22 protein-coding genes are annotated in these 21,454 nt (G+C 70.4%); 10 read left to right on the top strand and 12 right to left on the bottom strand.

The features are described from left to right. Nucleotides 1-57: 57 nt before the first annotated feature. The 4 genes from Q0Z83_RS27195 to Q0Z83_RS27210 all read right to left on the bottom strand — a co-directional run bounded on the left by Q0Z83_RS27195 (nucleotide 58) and on the right by Q0Z83_RS27210 (nucleotide 3,774). Nucleotides 58-945 (bottom strand): phytanoyl-CoA dioxygenase family protein, encoded by an 888-nt coding sequence (locus tag Q0Z83_RS27195; RefSeq protein ID WP_317796839.1) that lies wholly within the window; start codon nucleotides 943-945, stop codon nucleotides 58-60. A 79-nt stretch (nucleotides 946-1,024) separates the two neighbouring features. After that, nucleotides 1,025-1,837: a CPBP family intramembrane glutamic endopeptidase gene (locus tag Q0Z83_RS27200; protein ID WP_317796840.1), complete on the bottom strand. Its 813-nt coding sequence runs from the start codon at nucleotides 1,835-1,837 to the stop codon at nucleotides 1,025-1,027. A 114-nt stretch (nucleotides 1,838-1,951) separates the two neighbouring features. Beyond that, complete coding sequence (locus Q0Z83_RS27205; protein WP_317796841.1) at nucleotides 1,952-2,608, bottom strand: response regulator; 657 nt, start codon at nucleotides 2,606-2,608, stop codon at nucleotides 1,952-1,954. Beyond that, a complete protein-coding gene (locus Q0Z83_RS27210) occupies nucleotides 2,605-3,774 on the bottom strand; it encodes a sensor histidine kinase (protein ID WP_317796842.1) in 1,170 nt (389 codons plus the stop codon). The genes Q0Z83_RS27205 and Q0Z83_RS27210 overlap by 4 nt, the downstream gene beginning before the upstream one ends. A gap of 246 nt (nucleotides 3,775-4,020) precedes the next feature. Here Q0Z83_RS27210 and Q0Z83_RS27215 point away from each other — a divergent pair, with 246 nt between their 5' ends. The 4 genes from Q0Z83_RS27215 to Q0Z83_RS27230 all read left to right on the top strand — a co-directional run bounded on the left by Q0Z83_RS27215 (nucleotide 4,021) and on the right by Q0Z83_RS27230 (nucleotide 9,251). Next, a complete protein-coding gene (locus tag Q0Z83_RS27215) occupies nucleotides 4,021-5,523 on the top strand; it encodes a DUF1996 domain-containing protein (protein WP_317796843.1) in 1,503 nt (500 codons plus the stop codon). Nucleotides 5,524-5,561: 38 nt separating this feature from the next. Beyond that, nucleotides 5,562-6,077, top strand: coding sequence for a DUF305 domain-containing protein (locus Q0Z83_RS27220; RefSeq protein WP_317796844.1), 516 nt, complete (start codon nucleotides 5,562-5,564; stop codon nucleotides 6,075-6,077). Between the two features lie 47 nt (nucleotides 6,078-6,124). Continuing rightward, nucleotides 6,125-7,741 carry a thiamine pyrophosphate-binding protein gene (locus Q0Z83_RS27225; RefSeq protein WP_317796845.1) on the top strand — a complete coding sequence of 539 codons (1,617 nt, stop codon included), beginning with the start codon at nucleotides 6,125-6,127 and terminating at the stop codon, nucleotides 7,739-7,741. Nucleotides 7,742-7,817: 76 nt separating this feature from the next. Further along, nucleotides 7,818-9,251 (top strand): GGDEF domain-containing protein, encoded by a 1,434-nt coding sequence (locus Q0Z83_RS27230; RefSeq protein ID WP_317796846.1) that lies wholly within the window; start codon nucleotides 7,818-7,820, stop codon nucleotides 9,249-9,251. Here Q0Z83_RS27230 and Q0Z83_RS27235 read toward each other — a convergent pair. Then, the gene (locus Q0Z83_RS27235) at nucleotides 9,248-11,512 is read right to left on the bottom strand and encodes a putative bifunctional diguanylate cyclase/phosphodiesterase (RefSeq protein ID WP_317796847.1); all 2,265 of its coding nucleotides are present in this window, start codon (nucleotides 11,510-11,512) and stop codon (nucleotides 9,248-9,250) included. The genes Q0Z83_RS27230 and Q0Z83_RS27235 overlap by 4 nt on opposite strands. Nucleotides 11,513-11,640: 128 nt before the next feature. On the opposite strand from Q0Z83_RS27235, the gene Q0Z83_RS27240 reads away from it, so the two are divergent. Then, nucleotides 11,641-12,150 carry a peptidase M23 gene (locus Q0Z83_RS27240; RefSeq protein WP_317796848.1) on the top strand — a complete coding sequence of 170 codons (510 nt, stop codon included), beginning with the start codon at nucleotides 11,641-11,643 and terminating at the stop codon, nucleotides 12,148-12,150. A gap of 34 nt (nucleotides 12,151-12,184) precedes the next feature. Beyond that, nucleotides 12,185-13,171, top strand: a complete 987-nt coding sequence (locus tag Q0Z83_RS27245) for a phosphatidylinositol-specific phospholipase C (RefSeq protein WP_317796849.1) — start codon at nucleotides 12,185-12,187, stop codon at nucleotides 13,169-13,171. A gap of 1 nt (nucleotide 13,172) precedes the next feature. On the opposite strand, the gene Q0Z83_RS27250 is transcribed toward Q0Z83_RS27245, so the two are convergent. Then, a complete protein-coding gene (locus Q0Z83_RS27250) occupies nucleotides 13,173-13,646 on the bottom strand; it encodes a roadblock/LC7 domain-containing protein (protein ID WP_317796850.1) in 474 nt (157 codons plus the stop codon). Continuing rightward, nucleotides 13,643-14,017, bottom strand: a complete 375-nt coding sequence (locus Q0Z83_RS27255; protein WP_317796851.1) for a hypothetical protein — start codon at nucleotides 14,015-14,017, stop codon at nucleotides 13,643-13,645. The genes Q0Z83_RS27250 and Q0Z83_RS27255 overlap by 4 nt, the downstream gene beginning before the upstream one ends. A 279-nt stretch (nucleotides 14,018-14,296) precedes the next feature. Between Q0Z83_RS27255 and Q0Z83_RS27260 the strand changes: the two genes are divergently transcribed. Further along, on the top strand, nucleotides 14,297-14,782 hold the full coding sequence (locus Q0Z83_RS27260; protein ID WP_317796852.1) for a GAF domain-containing protein: 486 nt from the start codon (nucleotides 14,297-14,299) through the stop codon (nucleotides 14,780-14,782). Nucleotides 14,783-14,851: 69 nt separating this feature from the next. Here the strand turns inward: Q0Z83_RS27260 and Q0Z83_RS55930 are convergent, their stop codons facing one another. From Q0Z83_RS55930 to Q0Z83_RS27270, 3 genes are read right to left on the bottom strand one after another with little or no spacing between them, the layout of a single operon-like run. Further along, entirely contained in the window at nucleotides 14,852-15,043 is a 192-nt protein-coding gene (locus tag Q0Z83_RS55930) for a zinc ribbon domain-containing protein (protein ID WP_449701867.1), read from the bottom strand. Beyond that, nucleotides 14,956-15,798 carry an RNA-guided endonuclease InsQ/TnpB family protein gene (locus Q0Z83_RS27265; protein ID WP_317797140.1) on the bottom strand — a complete coding sequence of 281 codons (843 nt, stop codon included), beginning with the start codon at nucleotides 15,796-15,798 and terminating at the stop codon, nucleotides 14,956-14,958. Before Q0Z83_RS27265 ends, Q0Z83_RS55930 begins: the two co-directional genes overlap by 88 nt. Then, complete coding sequence (locus Q0Z83_RS27270; RefSeq protein ID WP_317796853.1) at nucleotides 15,771-16,016, bottom strand: transposase; 246 nt, start codon at nucleotides 16,014-16,016, stop codon at nucleotides 15,771-15,773. The genes Q0Z83_RS27265 and Q0Z83_RS27270 overlap by 28 nt, the downstream gene beginning before the upstream one ends. Nucleotides 16,017-16,175: 159 nt before the next feature. On the opposite strand from Q0Z83_RS27270, the gene Q0Z83_RS27275 reads away from it, so the two are divergent. After that, nucleotides 16,176-17,309, top strand: coding sequence for an aromatic ring-hydroxylating oxygenase subunit alpha (locus Q0Z83_RS27275; protein WP_317796854.1), 1,134 nt, complete (start codon nucleotides 16,176-16,178; stop codon nucleotides 17,307-17,309). Nucleotides 17,310-17,357: 48 nt separating this feature from the next. Here Q0Z83_RS27275 and Q0Z83_RS27280 read toward each other — a convergent pair whose 3' ends face one another. Beyond that, entirely contained in the window at nucleotides 17,358-18,956 is a 1,599-nt protein-coding gene (locus Q0Z83_RS27280; RefSeq protein ID WP_317796855.1) for a lysyl oxidase family protein, read from the bottom strand. 164 nt (nucleotides 18,957-19,120) lie between these two features. Between Q0Z83_RS27280 and Q0Z83_RS27285 the strand changes: the two genes are divergently transcribed. Continuing rightward, nucleotides 19,121-20,242 carry a GH12 family glycosyl hydrolase domain-containing protein gene (locus Q0Z83_RS27285; RefSeq protein ID WP_317796856.1) on the top strand — a complete coding sequence of 374 codons (1,122 nt, stop codon included), beginning with the start codon at nucleotides 19,121-19,123 and terminating at the stop codon, nucleotides 20,240-20,242. A 58-nt stretch (nucleotides 20,243-20,300) separates the two neighbouring features. Beyond that, complete coding sequence (locus tag Q0Z83_RS27290; RefSeq protein WP_317796857.1) at nucleotides 20,301-20,678, top strand: DUF2750 domain-containing protein; 378 nt, start codon at nucleotides 20,301-20,303, stop codon at nucleotides 20,676-20,678. Nucleotide 20,679: 1 nt separating this feature from the next. On the opposite strand, the gene Q0Z83_RS27295 is transcribed toward Q0Z83_RS27290, so the two are convergent. Next, on the bottom strand, nucleotides 20,680-21,078 hold the full coding sequence (locus Q0Z83_RS27295) for a hypothetical protein (protein WP_317796858.1): 399 nt from the start codon (nucleotides 21,076-21,078) through the stop codon (nucleotides 20,680-20,682). Between the last annotated feature and the right edge of the window lie 376 nt (nucleotides 21,079-21,454).

Consider the following 21,454-nt stretch of genomic DNA (forward strand, 5'->3'; position numbering starts at 1 on the left):
CTGCCCGGCCCGCCCGATCGATGATCCCTCGCTCACGTGACCTGCATACCGTACGGGTCAGGCGAAGTTGCCCTCGGCCACGTTCGGGTCCGGGGGCAGGTTCGCGAACGGGTCGGCGGCGCGCGGGCCGGTGGCACTCGGCCCGAAGGTGAACTGCACCATGCCGCGGGTGGTGCCCTCCGGCGGGATACCGGCCCGGTGCAGGCAGCGGGTGGTGTTGCAGAACGCGACGTGCCCGGCCGGCACGTCGAAGTAGCGTGCGCTGCGCGGGTCTTCCATCAGGCGCCGGGCCGGACCGACGACGTGGCTGTTGTCGATGAACCCGGTGCGCATGATGCGGCGGGTGTTCGGCACGTCGTGGAAGCGGAACGCGCCGTTCTCCGGGGTGACGCCGTCGCTGATCTGCACGAACAGCTTCAGCGTGGTGGTCGGGTGCTGGTCGCAGTGCCACTGGTTGCCGTAGTGGTGGTAGCGCTGCTCCTCGACCGGGATGTGCCCGATCCGCCACATCCGGACGTGCTGGATCGCCCAGGCGCCGGCGTAGAACGCGTCGAGCACCCCGAGCGCGCCGGGGGTCAGCATCTCCCGGATCGCCGGGACGCGGCGCAGCGGTTCCTTGACGTAGCGCACCACGTGCCGGATCCGGCGGCCCATGTCGACAGTCGCGGCCGGGTCGTCGATCACGTCGTCGTAGCCGGCCTGGACGGCCCGCACCGCGGACGGGTCGGCCGGGGTGTCCAGCAGCACGTAGCCGAGGGTGTCGATCTGGTCGGCCTGGCGCTGGGTCACCACGTCGACCGGGCCCGACCGCCGGCTGCGCAGGTCCCGCAGGGTCCGCTGCTGACCCCGGTTGTTACTGGCCCACGCGTCGTTGCCGTAGACCATCCGGGCGGGCATCCCCGCCATGGCCTGCCGGGCATGAACGACACGGCTCCGGATCGCCACCACTGCACAGTCCCTTCCGACCGTGATCAAAGGAGAGTGACCATAGCCGCTCCCGATGCCCGAGGGAAGCTTGCGGCCGTCAGACGGTCGCGCGGGCCCGGAAGGCGGAGCGGCGGCGGGCCACCCGCAGCAGGTAGGCGGTGGCGAGCAGACTGGCCAGGACGGCGAAGAGACTGGCCTCCGGGCCGAAGTCGCCGCCGGTCAGCACGGCCGGGCCGTCGAAGACGCCGCGCAGCAGGCCGAGGGTGGAGCTGTCGGCACCGGAGACCGGCACACCGAAGATGCCGCCCTCGGCGAAGTTCCAGCCCAGGTGCAGGCCGATCGGCAGCCACAGGGCACGGGTGGCGACGTAGGCGGTGCCGGCCATCAGACCGGCGGCGACGATCGCCAGCGCGCCGCCGATCGCGGTCGGGTCGTTGATCAGGTGCAGCAGACCGAACAGGGTGGCCGAGACGGCCAGGGCCGGCCAGGTTCCGGCGCGCTCCTCGATCTGCCGGAACAGGATGCCGCGGAACAGCACCTCCTCGACGGTGGCGACGCCGGCCATCAGGCCGAAGATCGAGAGCATGCCGCCGACCGAGCCCCAGCCGTCGATCCCGAACCCACCGAAGACCGCGATGGCCAGCACGGTCGCCGTGAACAGGCCGATCCCGGCGAGCGTCCCCCGGGCCAGGGTCCGGAACCGTCCGGCGGCCGGCATGTCCTGCGGCTCCTTCCGCTCGATGCGGCGGGTGGTCCACGCGTAGAGCCACAGGGTGGCGGCGGCCGCGGCCGCGCCGACGAGAAGAGAGAGGATCGCGCTACCGGACAGCGCGTTGAGGACGGTCACCACCAGGGCGTCGACGACGACGAAGATCAGCAGGAGGAGCAACGGACGACCAAGACGCTTCATGGGTACGACGCTAGGCAGCATCCCATCGAAGATCATCGCCCTGCGGTGGGCAGCGGGGGTAGCTCTGCCGGGGGATGGTCGAGCGACCGCGACCGCGACCGTACCGGGACCGCGTCAGGTGACCAGGCCGGTGCGGTGGGCGAGGATCACCGCCTGCACCCGGTCGCGCAGTGAGAGCTTGGTGAGGATCCGGGAGACGTACGTCTTGACGGTCTCCTGGCTGATCACCAGCGCCCCGGCGATCTCCGAGTTCGACAGGCCCTCGGCGATCAGCCGGAACACCTCGATCTCCCGGGCGGTCAGCGCACCCAGCCGATCGTCCTCCCCCGCGACCGTCGGCCGAACCCGATCACCGAAGCGGCCGACCAACGCGCGCGTCACCGCCGGGGCCAGCAGTGCCTCCCCACGGGACACGGTCCGGATGCCGTCGATCAGTTCGGCCGGTTGGGCGTCCTTGAGCAGGAAGCCGCTGGCCCCGGCCCGCAACGCCTGGTAGACGTAGCTGTCCAGGTTGAACGTGGTCACGACGAGGATCTTCATCGGGTCGGCGATGTCCGGCCCGGCCAGGCGGCGGGTCGCCTCGATGCCGTCGAGCAGCGGCATCCGGATGTCCATCACGACGACGTCGGGACGCAGCCGCAGCGCCTCCCGTACCGCGGCTTCACCGTCGGACGCCTCCCCGACCACTTCCAGGTCGGGTTGCAGTCCGAAAACGGTCACGAACCCGGCGCGGATGAGCGCCTGGTCATCGCAGACCAGCACCCGGATCACACCACACCGCCGATCGTCTCTCCCGAGGGACTCGCGCCCGCACCCGCCTCAGCCCGGTCCCGGGGCAGCCACACCCGTACCGTGAAATCGCCCTCCGGATCACCGCCCACGTCGAACGTCCCGCCGAAGATCTTGATCCGTTCGCGCAGGCCGGTGAGGCCGCGCCCGGCGCGGACCTCGCCGCGCGCGGTGCCGGCGGTGACCACCTCGACCGCGGTCCCCTCGCCGTCGTGCCGGACCAGTACCCGTGTCGGGCGGCCGCGCGCGTGTTTGACCGCGTTGGTCAGCCCCTCCTGAACCACCCGGTGCACGGCCAGCCCGAGGCCCCCGTCCGGCCCGGGCCCGCCCTCCTCGGCGAAGTCGACCGGCTGACCGGCGCGGCGCATCCGGTCCACCAGGTCCGCGAGGCGACTCTCGGTGGTCTCGGTGGGTTCCAGACCCTTCTCCAGTACGCCCAGCAGCACCCGGAGTTCGCCGAGCGCCTCCCGCCCGGACCGGCTGACCGCGGCGACCGCCTCGACGGCCCGGTCCGGCTGCGGCCCGATCAGGAGACCGGCGGTGTCGGACTGCACCACCATGGCGGTCACATGGTGGGTGACGACATCGTGCAACTCCCGGGCGATGCGGGCGCGCTCGGCGGTGATCGCCGCGCCGACGCTCTCCCGCCGACGTCGCCGTTCCTCGGCCTGCCGGGCCCGCACCCACGATCCGGCGGCCCAGCAGGCGGCGAGCACCGCGAAGAAGGTTCCGAAATCGATCACCCGCTCGGCCGCGCCCCGCTGGTGCAGGGCGATCGCGAGCGCCGCATAGGCCACCACGGCGACCGCGGCGAGCGGGCGGCGGTGCCGCTCCTGGTGAGCCCCCACGCTGTAGAGGGCGACCAGCAGCGCGAGCCCGGTCACCGTCGGCGGGTATCCGGCCAGCTGGTGCACGGCGAACGCGGCGGCGGCGACGGCCAGGCCGAGGGCCGGCCACCGGCGGCGTGGAATCAGGGCGAACGCCTGGATCAGCAGCAAGGCGAGGCTGATCCGGTCGGCCGGGCGCAGGTGCAGCTCGCCGATCTCCAGGCCGAGCTCGGCGATCCCCGGCACGAACGCCGCCACGACCAGCAGGACCGCACCGGCGGTGTCCCGGATCATCGGGTCGAGACCTCGCCACCAGCGCATCCGCGGATCCTAGCCCGCCGCCCGGAAAGACCTCGCGCCCGAACCGGGGATCGACCGCCGACTAATTAATGGAGACTTAAGGAAGCAATCTCGAAAAACTGTTATTGAAAGGCGTTACGACGGCCACCAGCATCGCCCTGACCTGGGGAAATGAATTTTTTCTTGACGTATTGAACCGCCTGTGCAGGGTCTGCATAATTCGTGCCGCACCCTTTCCCCGCCATTTTGTTGAGGATCGATATGGGTATGGAATCCCAGCACGTCGCCCCGCCGGACCCGAAGCGCCGCCGCCGTACCACCCGGGTGGTCCTGGGTGCCGCCGTCGTCGCCGCGCTCGGCGCGAGCGGCATCTACATCACCACCGCCGGCGCCGGCGAGGTCACCACGCCGGGCACCCTGCAGGCCGAATCGTTCGCCGCGCAGGGCGGCGCCAAGACCGAGAACACCTCGGACACCGGCGGCGGCAAGAACGTCGGCTGGCTGGCGAGCGGCGACTGGCTCGAGTACCGCAACGTCACGATCGGCTCGACCTCGCTGAGCGCCCGGATCGCCTCGAACAACTCCGAAGGCGGCTCGATCGAGGCCCGCCTGGGCGATCGTGACGGCACGTTGCTGGCGACCTTCCCGATCGCGTCGACCGGCGGCTGGCAGAAGTGGACGACGGTCACCGCGAAGGCCGCGAAGCTGCCGACCGGCAAGCAGACGCTGGTCCTGGTCATGAAAAGCAAGTCCCGCTCGGACTTCGTCAACATCAACCACTTCAACGTCGGTGTCGCCGCCTCGGCTCCCGCCACGGCTTCGGCGGCCCCGGCGACCGCGGCCCCGACCGGTACCGCCCCGTCCAGTGCCGCTCCGTCCAAGCCCGCCGCCTCCAATGCCGCGCCCACCAACCCGTCCGCGAGCCCGGGCGGCTGGGTTCCGGTCGACGAGGCGGCCTGGAAGGAGACCCTCGCCCTGCACAAGGCGGTGCAGCCGAAGTCGGTGCCGGCCGGGATCGTGCGGGTTCCGGAGTTCCACACCAACTGCACGGTCTCCGGTGAGGCCGCCGATGACCCGATCGTGCTGCCGAACCTGCCCGGCGCCTCGCACCTGCACACCTTCTTCGGGCCGAAGGTGACCGCGAGCAGCACCGGAGCGCAACTGCTCAAGCAGTCGACGACCTGCGACGCGGCCGGTGACCACAGCGCGTACTGGGCGCCGACGCTGCTGCAGGGCGGCAAGCCGGTGAAGATGAAGAACTTCCGGGCCTACTACGGCGCGAAGATCAAGGACCCGGCGACCGTCGTCCCGTTCCCGCCCGGCCTGGTCATGGTCCAGGGCGATGCCAAGCGGCAGGTGGCCACGCCGAAGGGCGCGAGCGGCCAGTTCTGGTGCGCGGGCAGCGCCGAGATCGGCCGCAGCGCCGACGGCAACTGGCCGAAGTGCGCGGCCGGCGGCAACCTGATCTACCAGCTCACCTACCAGGACTGCTGGGACGGCAAGCACATCGACTCGCCCGACCACAAGTCGCACATGGGCCCGTCGGTCAACGGCGTCTGCACCGGAAAGTACCCGGTGGCCATCCCGAACATCTCGATGATGCTCGGCTACGACTCGCTCGGCGGCGACGGGCTGGCCCTGTCCTCCGGCATGGCGTCGTCGATCCACGGCGACTTCATGAACGCCTGGGACCCGGCGAAGTTGGCGGCGCTGGTCAAGGTCTGCATCAACGCGGACGCCAAGTGCGGCACGACGCCGTCGTTCGGCTGAGAATCCCCAGGGGTCACCGGTCACCGAGGAGGAACACGATGCGTCTGATCACCTCGGTGGCCGTACTCCTGCTGCTCGCCGGATGCGGCGGCCGGCCGGAGGAGAAAGCGCCGGCCCCGGCGCCGGCGAGCACCTTCGGCGGCACCGACCTGGCCTGGATCGAGATCATGCTGGCCATGAACGAGCAGGTCGTTCCCCTGCTCGACGCGGTGCCGGCACGCGCGGGCGGTGCGGCGACGCGGGAACTCGCCGCCACCGTCCGCGTGTTCACCGAGGCCGAACTGCCCGAGCTGCGGGAACTGCACCGGTTGGCCGGGCTGCCGGCGGAGAACCAGCACGAGGGCATGCCGATGCCGGGCATGGTGACCGATACCGATCTGGCGGCGATGAATGCGCTGTCCGGGGCGGCCTTCGACGAGGCCGCCACCGGGAAGCTGGCGGAGGCCGTCGACCAGGCGATCACCCTGGCCCGCAGCGAGCAGGAGCACGGGCTGGATCCGCGGACCCGGGCCCTGGCCGGCGAGGTGCTGGCGGCCCGGATCCGCTGGAGCTGATAGCCGGAAACACGAAAAATGCTCATGCCGCTACCTACGCTCTCACCATGAGCGTGAGCCGGCTCCACCCGCCCGCCACCACCCCCACCACGGCCGCCGGGACACGGCGTACCGGGCGCCGTCGGTTGCTCGAACAACTCCGGGCCGACGGGGTGCGCTACCTGTTCGGCGACCCGGGCGCCGGCGAGGAGTGGCTGCCCGCGGAGATCGCCGGGTTCCCGGACATCGACTACGTACTGGGCCTCCAGGAAGCCGCCGTGGTGTGCACCGCGGACGGGTACGCGCGGGCCACCGGACGGCCCAGCGTGGTGCTGCTGCACGGCGGGGCCGGGCTCGGCAACGCGGTCGGCGGTCTCGGCCACGCGCTGCACCGGCGGACTCCGATGCTGGTACTGACCGCGGAGCCCGGGGGCACCTACGACGACCTGGTCGACATGGCCCGACCGGTGACCAAGCACGCCGACCGGGTCACCCGCCCGGAGAACCTGCTCCCCCTGGTGCGGCGGGCGCTCAAGGTGGCCGCCACCCCACCGCGTGGGCCGGTCTTCCTCGCCGTGCCAACGGACGTCCTGGACCAGGTCGCCGACGAGGCGGTGATGCCCACGAGCGTGCCGGACACCCGGGTCGTCCCGGAACCGGCGGCGATCCAGGCGGCGGCCCGGCTGCTGGCCACCGCGCACGCGCCGGTGGTCCTGGCCGGCGACGGTGTGGCCGCCTCCGGCGCGGTCGGCGAACTGACCCGGTTCGCCGAGACCTGGGGCGCCGTGGTGCACGGGGTGATGGCGTCCGAGCTGCTCATGCCGTGGAATCATCCGCTGTGGGGCGGCCCCGCCGAGCACGGCACCGACCTGACGACACACGCCGACGCGGTACTGATCGTCGGCGCGCGCATGCTCCCGGAGGTGGCGGACAGCACGCTCCGGCCGGGCGGCACCGTGGTGCAGGTGGACCTCGACCCGGATGCGATGGCCGAGAACCACCCGGTGACCGCCGGGATGCTCGGTGACCCGCGACTGACGCTGCGGGCGTTGACCGCGGCGTTCGGGGAGGCGATGACCGAGCCACAGCGGCAGGCGGCGGCCGAACGGGTCCGGCGGCGCGGGGCGCTGCGCGCGGCCGAGCTGGACAAGGTGCTCACCGACGACCTGGGCGCCGGGCTGGAGGCGGACTCGGCGCCGCTGCGGATGCCTGCCGTGGCGGCGGCGCTGGCCGGACTACTGCCGGACGACGCGATCGTCGTCGACGAGGCGCTGACCAGTTCGCCGGCGCTGAACCGCTGGCTGCCGCCGACCCGGCCGGGACATTTCTTCCAGAACCCCGGCGGCACGCTCGGCGTCGGCATTCCGGGCGCGATCGGCGCCCGGATCGCCCATCCGGAGCGTACGGTCGTCGGCTTCACCAGCGACGGCGGAGCCATGCACACCTGCCAGGCACTGTGGACGGCCGCCCACCACGGGGTCGCCGCGAAATTCGTGGTCTGTCACCACGTATACGAGCCACGTGTCGACTACGTACACCTCGCGGCGGCCATGGGGGTACCCGCGTCCCGGGTCCGACACGCCGCCGACCTGTCCGGAGTTCTGCGCACGATGCTCGATCACGACGGGCCGTATCTGGTGGAGGCGGTCCTCGACGAACCCGGCGCCGGCTCCACCGACCGGTAGCCGTCCGGGGAAGTTCTCATGTCGGGCCCCGGCCACCCGATGAGACCGAGGACCGGTCCCAGGGCGGAGGAGCGACGTGACGCAGGTGCCTACCGGCCGCCCGTTCCTCGGCGCGCGCCCGGCGACCGACGCCGTGCCGCCCGCGATCGGCGCACCCGTGCTGTTCCTCGCGATCCTGGGACTCGCCGAGTGGGGCCGGCGGCACGGTGCGGTCCTCGGCTCACCGGCACTGCTGGCCGCTCTCGTCGTGTTGTTCGCGGCCAGCGGCAGCGAGCGTTACCAGCGGCTGCTCGGCGGCGGGCACCTGCACAACCGGGTGGTGCTGCGGCTGGTCCACGCCACCGTGTTGATCGGGGTGGTGCTGCTGGTGGCGGGCTGGGGTTTCCTCCTGCCCGCCGCCGTCGTCCTGATCGGTGTCCTGCACATCGGCTGGTCCGGGTCGCGGACCTGGCGCCCGGCCACCGGGGTCACCGCGGTGGTGACCGTCGCGATGGAGATCGCCGTGCAGCTCGGCGCCCCCTCGGTGGTGCCGCCCGCCCACTCACACCTGGCCGCCACGATCAACCTGCTGCTGGCCGGGTTCGGGCTGGGCAACCTGGGACTCGCCGCGGCCCGCGCCGAGGAGGCCGCCCTCACCCTGCAACGGGCCGAGGAACGGTTCCGGGCGCTGGTCCAGGACTCCTCGGACGTGGTCGCGGTGATCGACGGGCTGGGCCGGATCACCCACGTCAGCGCGGCCGTCCGGCACGTCGGCGGCTGGGACCCCGGCGAACTGCTGAACACCGGCTACCTGGACCTGTTCCATCCGGACGACCAGTTGGCGATCAACACGGCGCTGACCACGGTGACCGATGGTGGCGCGGACTGCCAGGCCCGTCTGGAGCTGCGGGTCGCGCACCGGGACGGCACCTGGCACTGGCACGAGGTGACCCTGCGCAACGCGATCGACCATCCGGCCGTCGGCGGCATCGTCTCCAACCAGCGCGACATCAGCGACCGGCGCGCCCAGCAGGACCGGCTCGCGCACGCCGCCGCCCACGACCCGCTGACCGGGCTGCCGAACCGGACCGAGGTGCTGCGGGTGCTCGAGGAGGCGCTGGCCGGTGCGACCGGCGAGGGCTCGGTGGCGCTGTTCTTCATCGACCTGGACGGTTTCAAGGCGGTCAACGACGGCTACGGGCATGCCGCCGGTGACGCGCTGCTGGTGGCCGCGGCCGAACGGTTACGCGCCGGGTTGCGGTCGGAGGACCTGCTGGGCCGGCTCGGCGGCGACGAGTTCGCCGCGGTGCTGACCGGCGTCACCAGCGCCGCCGACGTGCAGGCCCGGGCACGACGGCTGATGGCCGACATGCGCCTGCCCTTCGACCTGCCGGGCCGCCGGGTGCGCATCGGGGCGAGCATCGGCGTCGCCGTCGGCGGCCCGGCCACCAAGGCCGACGACCTGATGGCCGCCGCCGACACCCGGATGTACGAGGTGAAAGCGCACAGCCGGGATGAGGCCGGAGTCTAGGCGGCGACCCGGTGGCCGTCGCCGGCCGGGCGGTACGCGTTGATCGCCTCGGCGGGCATCGGTCGGGCATAGTGGTAGCCCTGCGCGTAGCGGTAGCCGAGCCGGTGCAGCTCGGCCGCCTGCGCCGCGGTCTCCACGCCCTCGGCCACCGCGCGCAGCCGCATGCCTTCGCTGATGGTCAGCAGCGCGGCCACGATGACGGCCGGTTCGCCGTTCTCGGTGACGTCGTCGACGAACGACTTGTCGACCTTGAGGATGTCGGCCGGGCAGGTGCGCAGCAGACCGAGCGACGAGTGGCCGGTGCCGAAGTCGTCGAGGGCGATCTTCACCCCGAGCGCGGCGATCGCCTTGAGCTCGTCGAGCGCGGTGCCGCCGTCGAACACCGCGGTCTCGGTCACCTCGACGGTCAGCACGGACGCCGGTAGCCCGGTCCGCTGCAGCACCGCGTCGACCTCACCGGCGAACCCGGCCTCGCGCAGCTGGCGGGCCGACACGTTCACGGTGACCGTCCGTGGCGCGGCGTCACCCATCTCCTGCCGCCAGCGGACCGCCTGCCGGCAGGCCTCCTCGAGGATCCAGGCGCCGAGCGGCACGATCAGGCCGGTGCGTTCGGCGGCCGGGATGAACAGGCCGGGCCCGATCGGGCCGCGTTGCGGGTGGGTCCAGCGGATCAGCGCCTCCACCCCGAACAGCTCGCCGCCGGGCATCTCCACGATCGGCTGGTAGAGCAGGTGCAGCTGGTCGGTGTCGAGGGCGCCGCGCAGGTCGGCGGCCACCCGGGACTGCTCGGCGGTCCGGTGGTCCATCCGTTCGTGGTAGATCACGTGCCGGCCCTTGCCCAGGCTCTTCGCCTCGTACATCGCCACGTCGGCCCGGCGCAGCAGCTCGTCGGCGGTGTCGCCGTACTGGGCCGGGGCCAGCCCGATGCTCGCCTCGACGACCAGCTCGTGCCCGCCGGCACGGACCGGTCGGCGCAGGTCGGCGGCGATCGCGGCGATCGTGGTGGCGTGGTCGGTGCGCAGCAGGAGCGCGTACTCGTCGCCGCCGAGCCGGGCCACCAGACACCCGGCCGGCAGCTGGGCGGTGACCCGGGCGCCGACCGCGGCGAGCAGCGCGTCGCCGACCGGGTGCCCGAGGTCGTCGTTGATCTCCTTGAAGTCGTCCAGGTCGAGCAGGGCGACCGTCACGTCGGCCGGGCCGTCGTCCAGGGCGGCGGTGATCTCGCGAACCAGCACGGCCCGGTTGGCCAGGCCGGTGAGGCTGTCGTGGCCGGCCTGGTGGGCGAGCTCGCGCTGGCGGGCGTCCAGGTCGTCGAGCAGCCGCGCGTTGTCCCGCAGCGCGATCACCTGCCGAATCGCGACGAGCAGCGTGACGACGACCGATCCGGTCGCGACCACCAGCAGGTGCCCGGCGCCGGAGGCCGCCGCGGACAGCAGCAGCGCGCCGGTGGCCAGCACCGCGGTGTACGGCATGACACTGGGCCGGCGGGACAGCGGCCGGGGCGCCGGAATGCCCGCCCGGGAGGCCCGCCGTTGCCGGTCGGCGGCCACACAGACCAGCAGCGACGTGGTGGGCAGCAGCACGTGGCCGGTGTTCAGGTAGGGCCGGTCGGCCAGCAGCGGCGCCAGCGCGCCGCCGCCGGCCCCGACCGCGCCGGTCATGGCGAGGATGTACAGCGCCCGACGATCGATCGGGCCGGTGCCGGTGAAGGACACCTTGACGAAGGCCAGCATGCCGATGATCGCCGCGGTGGTGATGACGACGATCGAGGCGGCGCCGGCCGCGGTGCCCTGGGTCCAGCGCTCCCAGCGCGGCAGGATCAGGTACCAGCTGAAGGTCGTCACGGTGACGACCATGGTGGCGACGTCCAGGCCGAAACGGATCCACTCGATGCGAGTGCGTTTCGCCCCGGGGATGCGCAGCAGGCCGAGCAGGAACGCCATCAGGCCCGTGACATAGAGCCCGGCGGTGACCCCGCCGATGTGCTGGCCCACCTGCTCGCCGCTGAAGAAGTCCCGGGCCGCGGAGATCGAGGCCAGGCCCAGACCGACCATGCCGGCCGACGCGTACCGCCAGAACGTGCGGCCCGCGGCCCCGGCGCGCCAGCCCGCGTACACCGCGATCGGCACCGCGAACATCAACATGGCCCAACCCACCGCGGGCGGTGTCGGCGTGACCAGGCCGATCCCGAACCACACCCAGGCGACCGCGTCCACACCGATCGACGCGGCGAGGGTGCGGGTCAGCCTCCATCGCGGCACGTCCGTCTCCGTGCACTCCACACAGACTTCTTCGGCCGAACGGCCGATCCCGTGAGCTTTCACCCGGCGGACATTGATCGGTATCCTTCGCCGGTCCCCCACTCCCCCGCAGTAAGGTGCAGGCCCCTGTGCGCGCGTTGTTCGTGACCGCCGTCGCCGTTCTCGTGGCATTTCTGATCAGCCCGCTGGTACGCGCCGACGCCGGGTGCACACCCGCGCCGGCCCCGTCGGCGGCCGACCGGTGGACCGACGAACAGCTCGCCAACGCGCGGGTCATCGTCACCATCGGCACCGAGCGACGGGTGCCCGAGCAGGGCCTGGTGATCGCGGTGGCGACCGCGCTGCAGGAGTCCCGGCTGCGCAACCTGCGCGGCGGTGACCGCGACTCGATCGGTCTCTTCCAGCAGCGCCCCAGCCAGGGGTGGGGCACGCCGAAGCAGCTCTCCGACCCGGCATACCAGACCCAGAAGTTCTACGACAAGCTGCTCGACGTGAAGGGCTGGCAGCAGATGCGGCTCACCGAGGCGGCCCAGGCGGTGCAGATCTCGGCCTTTCCGGAGGCGTACACGAAGCACACCGGCGCGGCCACCCGTCTCGTCGCGTTCCTGACCGACTCCCCGGATCAAGGCTGCGACTAGCGCTTATAAAGCGCAGTCGATATCTTCTCGTCGCATGAAGCGCCTTCTCGCCGCAGCGTTCGTCAGCGCCGCGCTGCTCCTCGTGCCCCAGCCCGCGTATGCGGCCGACACTTCGTACCGGACGCTGAGCAGCGCGAACAACCCGGACTGGATGGCCCGGATCCCGGACGGCCGGAGCCTGGCCGCGCTGTCGATCCCGGGCACTCACGAAACGATCTCGATCCACGGCGGCGACTACACGCAGACGCAGGAGAACTACGGCGACAGCGCCGGCACGCTGACCGCGCAACTCAACGCCGGCATCCGGGCGATCGATGTGCGGGCGCGGATCAACGACGGCAACACGTTCACCATCCACCACGGCGCGGTCTACCAGGTCGCCAACTTCGACGACGTGCTCGACAAGCTGTCCGCGTTCCTCACCGCGCACCCGGCCGAGACGGTCCTGCTGCGCTTCAAGCACGACTGCACCGGCGAGACCGGTTCGTGCAGCGACGCGACCGGACAGAAGAGCTTCCCGGACATCTTCGACTCGTACGTCGCCGCCCGCCCCGGCCTGTTCTGGGCCCCGTCGGTGGCCCGCTCGTCGGCCGCCGCGGTGCCCACCCTGGGCGCGGTCCGCGGCAAGGTGGTACTGGCGGTGCTGAACGGCCCGCGCGGCGGCCGGTTCGCCGACTACGGGCTCGCCCAGTTCTCCGGGTGGGCCGACGGGTCGTCCACCTACGTGCAGGATCAGTACAACGTGCCGACGTTCGCCCAGATCGCCGACAAGCGCACCGCCGTGAACAACTTCCTGACCACCACGAACTCCGGCGACCCGACGAAGATCTACGTCAACTTCACCAGTGGTTCCGGCGCCCTCGCCCCGCCCTACTGGGTGGCCGGCGGCGCGCTGTTCCAGCAGGGCGTCAATCCGTACCTGCTGGGGCGGTTGAACTCCGGCTCGTTCACCCGCACCGGGGTGTTGATGATGGACTTCCCCGGCGGCGGATTGATCAACAAGATCATCTCCTACAACTGAACTACGACTTGGTCAGGTCGAGCATCTGCGCCAGGCGACCCAGTACCGGCCGGGCCTCCAGGTGCAGTCGGGCGATGTTGACCATGCCGTCGCCGACCACGGCCAGCAGGGCCAGGTCGCCGATCCCGTAGACCGCGAGGCAGCCCTCCCGGTTGCGGATCGTCACCTCCTGGAACTGCCCCTGACCCAGGGCACCGCCGCAGGTGCGGCTGATGCCGTGGGCGGCGGCGGCCATCGCGGCGACGTCGTGCGGTTCACCCGCCGTCCGGCTGTCGTGCAGGATGAGCAGGCCGTCGACGCCGGCGATGATGCAGCCGGTCACCCCGACGACCTGATGTCGCAGCCCGGCCAGTTCGAGCCGCAGTGGCCGCCGCGGGTCGGTCACCGGGTCGAGCTGGACGGACCTCGCGGACTGCTGCTGGGCGGAGTGCCGCGGGGCGAGCCGGCTCGGCAGACCGCCATGAGGGCCAGTCATACGTCGAGTTCCGACTCGATCTTGCGCAGTTGATGCCGGGCCAGGCCCAGGTTGGCCCGGTTCTTGTGCAGGGCCAGGTAGAGGAAGAGCGCGTCGCCGCCGTGCCGGGAGCGCAGCAGCCGGATCAGGTGGTACTGCGAGTCGAGGGTGATCAGGATGTCCTCGATCCCGTCCTGCAGGCCGAGCAGTTCCAGGGCCCGCATCTTGGCCCGGACCACGTCGGTGTTCGCGGCGGCGGCGACGGTCATGTCCATGACCCCGTCACCGCCCAGATAACCGAGGGTGAGCCCGCTGGTGTAATCAACGAGCGCGACGCCGACGGCGCCTTCGAGGGTCATGGCCTCTTTCAGCGCGGTCTCGATGTTCGCCACGGATCCTCCACATTTCTCGCACCGGGTTTCACCAGTGCTGATCGGCGGGAAGGGCCAACCCTGGCACAGGAAACTTGCTCCGGGGAACAACTGCCCCGGAAGCCCGACTTAAGATCGTTTCAACGTCTCCGTTCGGCCGCCGCCGTCCACCTGACGGGCCGAATCGGGCTCGATCGTCGGTACAGCCGCGGCGCATCCGGGCACGAAGCCGACATAACGGTCGGTCATCACTCTCCGGAGTGGCGCCGTCCGGCCCCACCCGCCCCTACTGTGGTATCTGTGCACTCCACGGACGACATGCTGCGCGACGTGGTCGTCGCCCTCGGCCGGGCCCGCACCCTGACCATCGTCCAGCGTCTGGTGCGCGGGAACGCCCGGGCGCTGGCCGACGCGCACGGCGCCACCGTGGTGCTGCGCGAGGGCGACAAGTGCTTCTACGCCGACGAGGACGCGATCAGCCCGCTGTGGAAGGGCCAGCGGTTCCCGATCACCGAGTGCATCAGCGGCTGGGCGATGCTGTCCCGGTCGACCGCGATCATCCCGGACATCCGCCTCGACGACCGGATCCCGATGGCCGCCTACCGGCCCACCTTCGTCCGCTCGCTGGCGATGATCCCGGTCCGCGCCGCCGATCCGCTCGGCGCGGTCGGCGTCTACTGGTCGACCACCCGCCGGCCGACCGGCGAGCAGATCGCCCGGCTGTCCGCGCTCGCCGACGCGACCGGCGCGGCGCTGGAGCGGCTGCTCCCGGAGCCGCCACAATAGCGAGTCTTGACATCTCCCCGCCCTGAAGGGACGGGGATTCCACTGGGTCACCCCAGAGTGTTTCCTGTTTCATCGCCGACTGCCCGCCCGGGAAACGGCCCCCCGTTGAGGTCCTCTGTCAGCTCCACAGGCCGTCACCACCAGCCCGGCGGCCAGAATGTTACGGGCCGCATTCACGTCCCGATCATGCTTGGTATCGCAGCCGGTGCAGGTCCACTCCCGCACCGACAAGGACATCTTCTCCGCCCGGACCCCGCACACCGAACATAAAACCGGGTCGACGGAAACCAGCGTGGCACCGCGATCAGCGTCCGCTCGTACTGCTTTGCCTTGCACTCCAGCAGGGTGCGGAACATCCGCCAGGACGCGTCACTGATCGCCCGCGCCAGTGTGTGGTTCTTGAGCATGTTGCGGACGGCGAGGTCCTCGACCACGAGCACTTGATTTTCGCGCACGAGCCGAGTCGTCACCTGATGCCACATGTCCCGGCGCCGGTCAGCGACCCGGGCATGCACCCGCGCCACCCGCAGCCGCGCCTTCTCCCTGTTGCGGGAATCCTGCGCCTTGCGCGCCAGGTTCCGTTGCGCGCGGGCCAGGGCGGCACGCTCCCGGCGTTCGTGCCGGGGGTTGTCGACCGGTTGCCCATCAGACAGGGTCAGCAACCGGTTGATGCCGGCGTCGATCCCCACCATCTTCGTGGTGGCCGGAGCGGTGGCGGCAGGCACCTCGACGCGCAACGACACGAACCAGCGGCCGGCCCGGTCCTGCGACACCGTCACCGTCGACGGCACCACACCGTCGGGCAACGGCCGCGACCACACCACATCCAGACGTGTGTCCATCAGCTCCGCCAGCCTCAACTCACCATTCCGGTAGGTGAACGCACTGCTGGTGAACTCCGCCGCCCGCCGCGACCGCTTCTTCGATTTGAACCGCGGAAACCGCGCCTGACCGGCGAAGAACCTCTGGTAGGCGTCGTCGAGATGCCTCAGCGCGTCTGCTGTAACGGCACACAGGACACCTCATTCAAGAACTCGAACTCAGGCGTCTTCTTCCAGCCGGTCAGCAACGCCGACGTCGCACCGTAGCCGAGCGTCTCCTGCCGCTGCCGCCAGGCGTCACGACGGGCCTGCAACCCCAGGTTGTAGACCAGCCGCACACACCCGAACGTCCGGGTCAGCAGATCGGCCTGAGTCGGGGTGGGGTAGAAACGGTACCGGTAACCGCTCCACACCCTTGACCATCCACAAAGGATAGGACACCCGTACGACTGCGCGGGCGGCGGGCCCGGACGTCGATCCGCCTTGCCTGCGAATCGACTTCCCTGTACTGCTGCGCAGGGCTTTCCGTTTCCTCCCCGGCCGGAAGGCCGGAGCACCATGGAAGGAATCTGATGACGGTCAATAGGCAGGACGTCAAGGACATCGGTTCGGGGTACGACCCGGATCCGGCCCGGTCGATGTCGCTGCGGGCGGCGGCGTACACCGATCCGCGCTGGGTCGACGTGGATCAGCGGGCCATCTTCGCCCGGACCTGGCAGTGGGTCTGTCATGTGGAGAAACTGCGGGCACCCGGCAGTTATGTGGCCACGACGGTGGCCGGGTCACCGGTCGCGGTGGTCCGGGACAGGTCGGGCGGGCTGCGGGCCTTCTACAACGTGTGCAAGCACCGGGCGCACGAGCTGCTGTCCGGCTCGGGCACCACCGGGACCATCGTCTGCCCGTACCATGCCTGGGTCTATGACCTGGACGGATCGCTGCGCCGGGCCCGCCAGACCGACCGCATGCCCGGTTTTGATCGCGCTGAGATCTGTCTCGACCGCATCGCGGTCGAGGAGTTCGGCGGGTTCGTCTACGTCAACCTGGACGGATCGGCGGCCCCGCTGGCGCAGCAGGCGCCGGACCTGCTCGCCGAGATCGAGCGGTGGGCGCCGGACGTGGCCGGGCTGACCTTCGCCAAGCGGCTCACCTACGACGTCAAGTCGAACTGGAAGAACGTCATCGACAACTTCCTGGAGTGCTACCACTGCCACATCGCGCACCGGGAGTTCGTGGCGCTCGTCGACATGGACACCTACGAGGTCAAGACGCACGGCATCTGGTCCAGCCACTTCGCCGAGGCGGGCAAGGCGGACAATCCGGCCTACGACGTGTCGGGCGCCTCGGTCACCCAGCACGCGGTGTGGTGGCTCTGGCCGAACACCTGCCTGCTGCGTTATCCCGGACGCGGCAACTTCATGGTGTTCCAGGTGATCCCGGACGGGCCGGACCGGACGCTGGAGACGTGGGACTTCTTCTTCGAGACGGCGGAGCTCGAGGACGCCGAGGTGGAGGCGGTCCGCTACATCGACGACGTTCTTCAGCAGCAGGACATCGCGATCGTGGAGAGCGTTCAGCGGGGCATGGCGACGCCCGCTTTTGATCAGGGGCGGATCGTGTACGACCCGGAGGGCTCGGGCTTGTCCGAGCACGGTGTGCACCACTTCCACGGCCTGGTGCTGAAGGCCTACGAGGACTTCGTTCGCTGATCTCGCGTGGTGGTGGCCGCCGCCGCGAGACGGCGGCCACCGCATACGTCAGCCCTCGATGCCGTGTACCGGCGGCACGGTGAGCGTCCGCGCCTCCGGGGTGCCGCCGAGGATGATCTCGCGCAGCGCCGAGTTGTTCGTGGTGCTCAGCTCGGCGAGCTTCTTCTCCGGGTTGGCCAGCACCTGGATGTAGTAGGTGCCGTTCGGCAGATCGGTGATCTCGAACGACTGGCCGGGGCGGCTCTGGCTGTAGGTGTCGCCGTTGCCGATGTCCAGGACCTCACGCACCGCGACGACGGTGTCGGCGCCGCACGAGGTCTCCAGCGAGGTGTTCTCCGGACGCCACTTGGCGCCGGTGATGGTGTAGTCGACCGCGTCCGTGTTGGCCAGGCAGAACGCCTCCTTGCCACTGCGCACGGCCAGCTTCTGGTCCGAGGACAGCAGGTTGTACTGGGCGAAGTCGGTGAAGTGCCAGTGCTTGTGGCCCTCCCGCGGGTCCCACTCCATGGTGCCCGCCTCCTTCGAGCCGACCTGGTTGCCCTTGGCGTCGAAGAAGTACTGGTAGGCGTCCATCAGCTCGGTGCCGGCGCGCCGGAAGCCGTCGACGAGCAGCGGCGACGTGCCGGCGTTCCAGACGGTGGCACCGAAGTTGACGTACCACTTGCCGTCCTCTTCGGACAGGTCGATCCCCCAGGCCGGCAGCGACTTGAGGTCCGGCTTCGGTCCGCTGGTGGGCGCGGCCTTCAGCGTGACCGGGCGCTTGGCCGGCGCCCGGAACTCGGGCAGGTAGGACGAGACCTGGCGGGTCGCGTCACCCTGACCGGCGTGCAGGGAGTGCTCGTCGGCCGGCGCGGCCAGCGCCGGGTCGGCGGCGACGTCCGCCTTCTTGGCCCGGGCCAGGCCGCCCTTGCCCTCGTCGGACATGTCGACGACGGTGACGGCGACGCTGACTGTCGCCGACTTCTCCGGGATGCCGAACATCTTCTGGTACGTCGGGTTCACCGTGGCCGTGGCGGTGTACTTACCGACCGGCAGGTCGAAGCCGTCGTCACCGCGGCCGTCGCTGAACGGCCGGTCCGGCACCGCCGAGTTCCAGCCGGCCTGCACACCCCAGACCGCGCCCAGCGTGAACGGGTTGTAGCCGCCGCAGCTGGTCGGGTACGGGCTGGTCGCCGGGGCGTCCGGCCGGGTGCGCGCCGAGCCCCAGGTGTTGCCGCAGAACGCCGTCGTGTACTCCTTGACCGTCTTACCGGCCTCGTCGACGATGGTGAACTTCGTGAAGTCCTTGAGACCGTTGAAGTCGGCCACCATGCCCGCCGGCAGGGCGACCTTCTTCTTCTTTCCGTTCTGGACCACCACCTGCTCGGCCGTGATCGGCTTGTCGTAGCCGGAGCGCTTGGCCCAGATCTCGAACGGGTCCTTGCCGGCGATCACGTGCAGCCCGAGGTCGAACGAGAGCCACACGTCGCCGTCGTACTCGTAGCGCTCCGCGGTGACCGCCGAGGTGGCGGCCACGAAGGAGAGCGCCGGCGTGGTGGTCGCGGCCCGGGCCACTCCCACCCCGGCCGCGGTGAGCGCGAGCGCGCCCGTCACAGCGCCCACGGTCAGCAGGCGGGAGCGGCGGCGACGGTTCGTCGGTTCAGTCATGAGTTCCTTCCGGTCGGGCGGCCGGCGGTGCTCCGGCCGCGGCCGAACCATCCAAATCGGACACCTATGAATTTCCTGTGAGATAGATGCCCGTTGGCACGAAACAGGGATGGACGTACGCTTCTGGGAGCGCTCCCAAACCATCCCCCAGAAGGAGCTCCCCCGTGATCCGTCCCCTACGTTCCCTACTCGCGTTAGGCCTGCTGGCCGTTTCCGGCATCACCGTGCTCACGCTCGCCGGGCCGGCCGCGGCCGACACCCAGATCTGCGAGCAGTACGGCACGACCACGATCGGCGGCCGCTACGTCGTGATGAACAACCGCTGGGGCACCTCGGCCCAGCAGTGCATCAACGTGACCGGCACCGGCTTCTCGATCACCAGCCAGCAGGGCACCGGCAACACCAGCGGCGCGCCCGTCTCGTACCCGGCCGTCTACTTCGGATGCCACTACACCAAGTGCTCCCCCGGCACCAACCTGCCGATCCAGGTCGGCTCGATCAGCAGCGCCACCAGCAACGTCAGCTTCCAGTACGTCTCCGGCGCCACCTACGACGCGGCCTACGACATCTGGCTCGACCCGTCGCCGAAGACCGACGGCGTCAACGCGCAGGAGATCATGATCTGGTTCAACCGGCAGGGCTCGATCCAGCCGATCGGCTCCCCGGTCGGCAACGCCACCATCGGCGGGAAGACCTGGCAGGTGTGGCAGGGCAGCAACGGCTCCAACGCCGTGGTGTCCTACCTCGCGCCCTCGGCGATCAACAGCTGGAGCTTCAGCGTCCTGGACTTCATCAACGACACCAAGACGCGTACGTCGGTGACCAACTCCTGGTACCTGACCAGCGTGCAGGCCGGTTTCGAGCCGTGGATCGGCGGCGCCGGACTCGCCGTGACCGACTTCTCGGCCACGGTCAACGGAGGCGGAAGCACCCCGTCGACACCGCCCTCGTCACCGCCGTCGGGAAGCGCGTCCTGCCGGGTCACCTACGCCACCAACGTCTGGAACAACGGCTACACCGCCAACGTCACGGTGGCCAACACCGGCGGCAGCGCGATCAACGGCTGGGCGCTGGACTTCACGCTCCCGTCCGGCCAGTCGATCACCGGCTCGTGGAACGCGGCACTGAGCGGCACATCGGGTGCGATCACGGCGCGTAATGCCACGCACAACGGAGGCATCCCGGCGAACGGCAGCTCGTCGTTCGGGTTCCAGGGCACCTACAGCGGGACCTTCACCAGTCCGTCGGCCTTCACCCTGAACGGAACCGCCTGCACACGGGCCTGATCCCGGTTCCGCCGGGCGGCCCGACGCGGGCCGTCCGGCGGTCGATAACATCATCGCCATGGCATCGGATGACATCTCACGGCGTGACGCGGAGCGACTGCTCGGGCTGGACGCCACGGCCCGGATGGCCGCCACGTTCGAGGCCATCGCCGATCGGGGCGCCCTGTGGGTCTGGGGCGACGAGGGCGACATCCTCTTCACCGAGGACGGCCGCCGCCGCAACCTGCTGCCGATCTGGCCGTATGCGACGGTCGCCCGCCTGGAGAACGAGGGTGACGTCGACGGCGAGCACGCCATCCGGATCCCGGTCAAGGTCTTCCTGAAGGAGTGGCTGCCCCAGCTGGAGGAGGACGACGCCGACATCGCGATCTTCCCGGTGGAGGAGCGGAACGCGGCGGTGCTGACGCTCGCCGAGTTCCGCTCCCGCCTCAGCTAGATCAGGTCAGCAGGGTCACCGAGTAGTCGAGCGTGGTACCGCTAGCGGTGTAGGTGGCGGTCTGCCCGTTCGCGCAGTACGAGACGAAGACGTTGCCCGGAACGTCGTCACCGGCCTGGGCGTGGACCAGGGGCCGCACGTCGACGCCCGCGGCGAACGGTGTGGATGCCAGGTCCACGATCCGCCACTGGTTGATCGGGTAGTCGTCGGTCGGTGCGGAGAGCTGGCCGTCACGCGTGGTGATCTGGAAATCGATCACGAAGCCGCCGTTGTTGACCACTGCGATCTTCTGCACGCACGGCACGGCCTGGGCGGCCGCGGGCGACGCGGTCAGGCCGACCACGCCGGCTCCGGCGGCGAGGGTCATGGCGATGGCGGTCGGCACTCTCTTGCGGATCACGCTGAACTCCTTCTGTCCATGGAAAGGGTCAGCGCAGGCAATATCCTGATAGATCAGCAGCAAACGATGGCCGTGTTTCACCATATTTAAAATCGATCACGGCAAATAGGTTAGAACGGCCGCGTCGCCGGTCGCGGCGGCTTTCCCGGACGCCGCCAGAACGCTTTGACCGCCGCACGTGACCAGCGCCACGCCGCGGCGGCGACGTCCGGCCGACCGCGTTGTCCCCCGCGTGGTCGTCGCCCACCACGAGCTGCGACGAGGCGAGCACCACGAGCGTCGCCACCAACAGTCGGACCGGGCCACCGCGGCCGGGTGATGCCGCGCGTCACGACGACGGCGAGCAGCCCGGCCGGCGGTACACAGAGGAGCACCG

The organism is Actinoplanes sichuanensis, assembly GCF_033097365.1.
GTDB classification, from domain to species: domain Bacteria; phylum Actinomycetota; class Actinomycetes; order Mycobacteriales; family Micromonosporaceae; genus Actinoplanes; species Actinoplanes sichuanensis.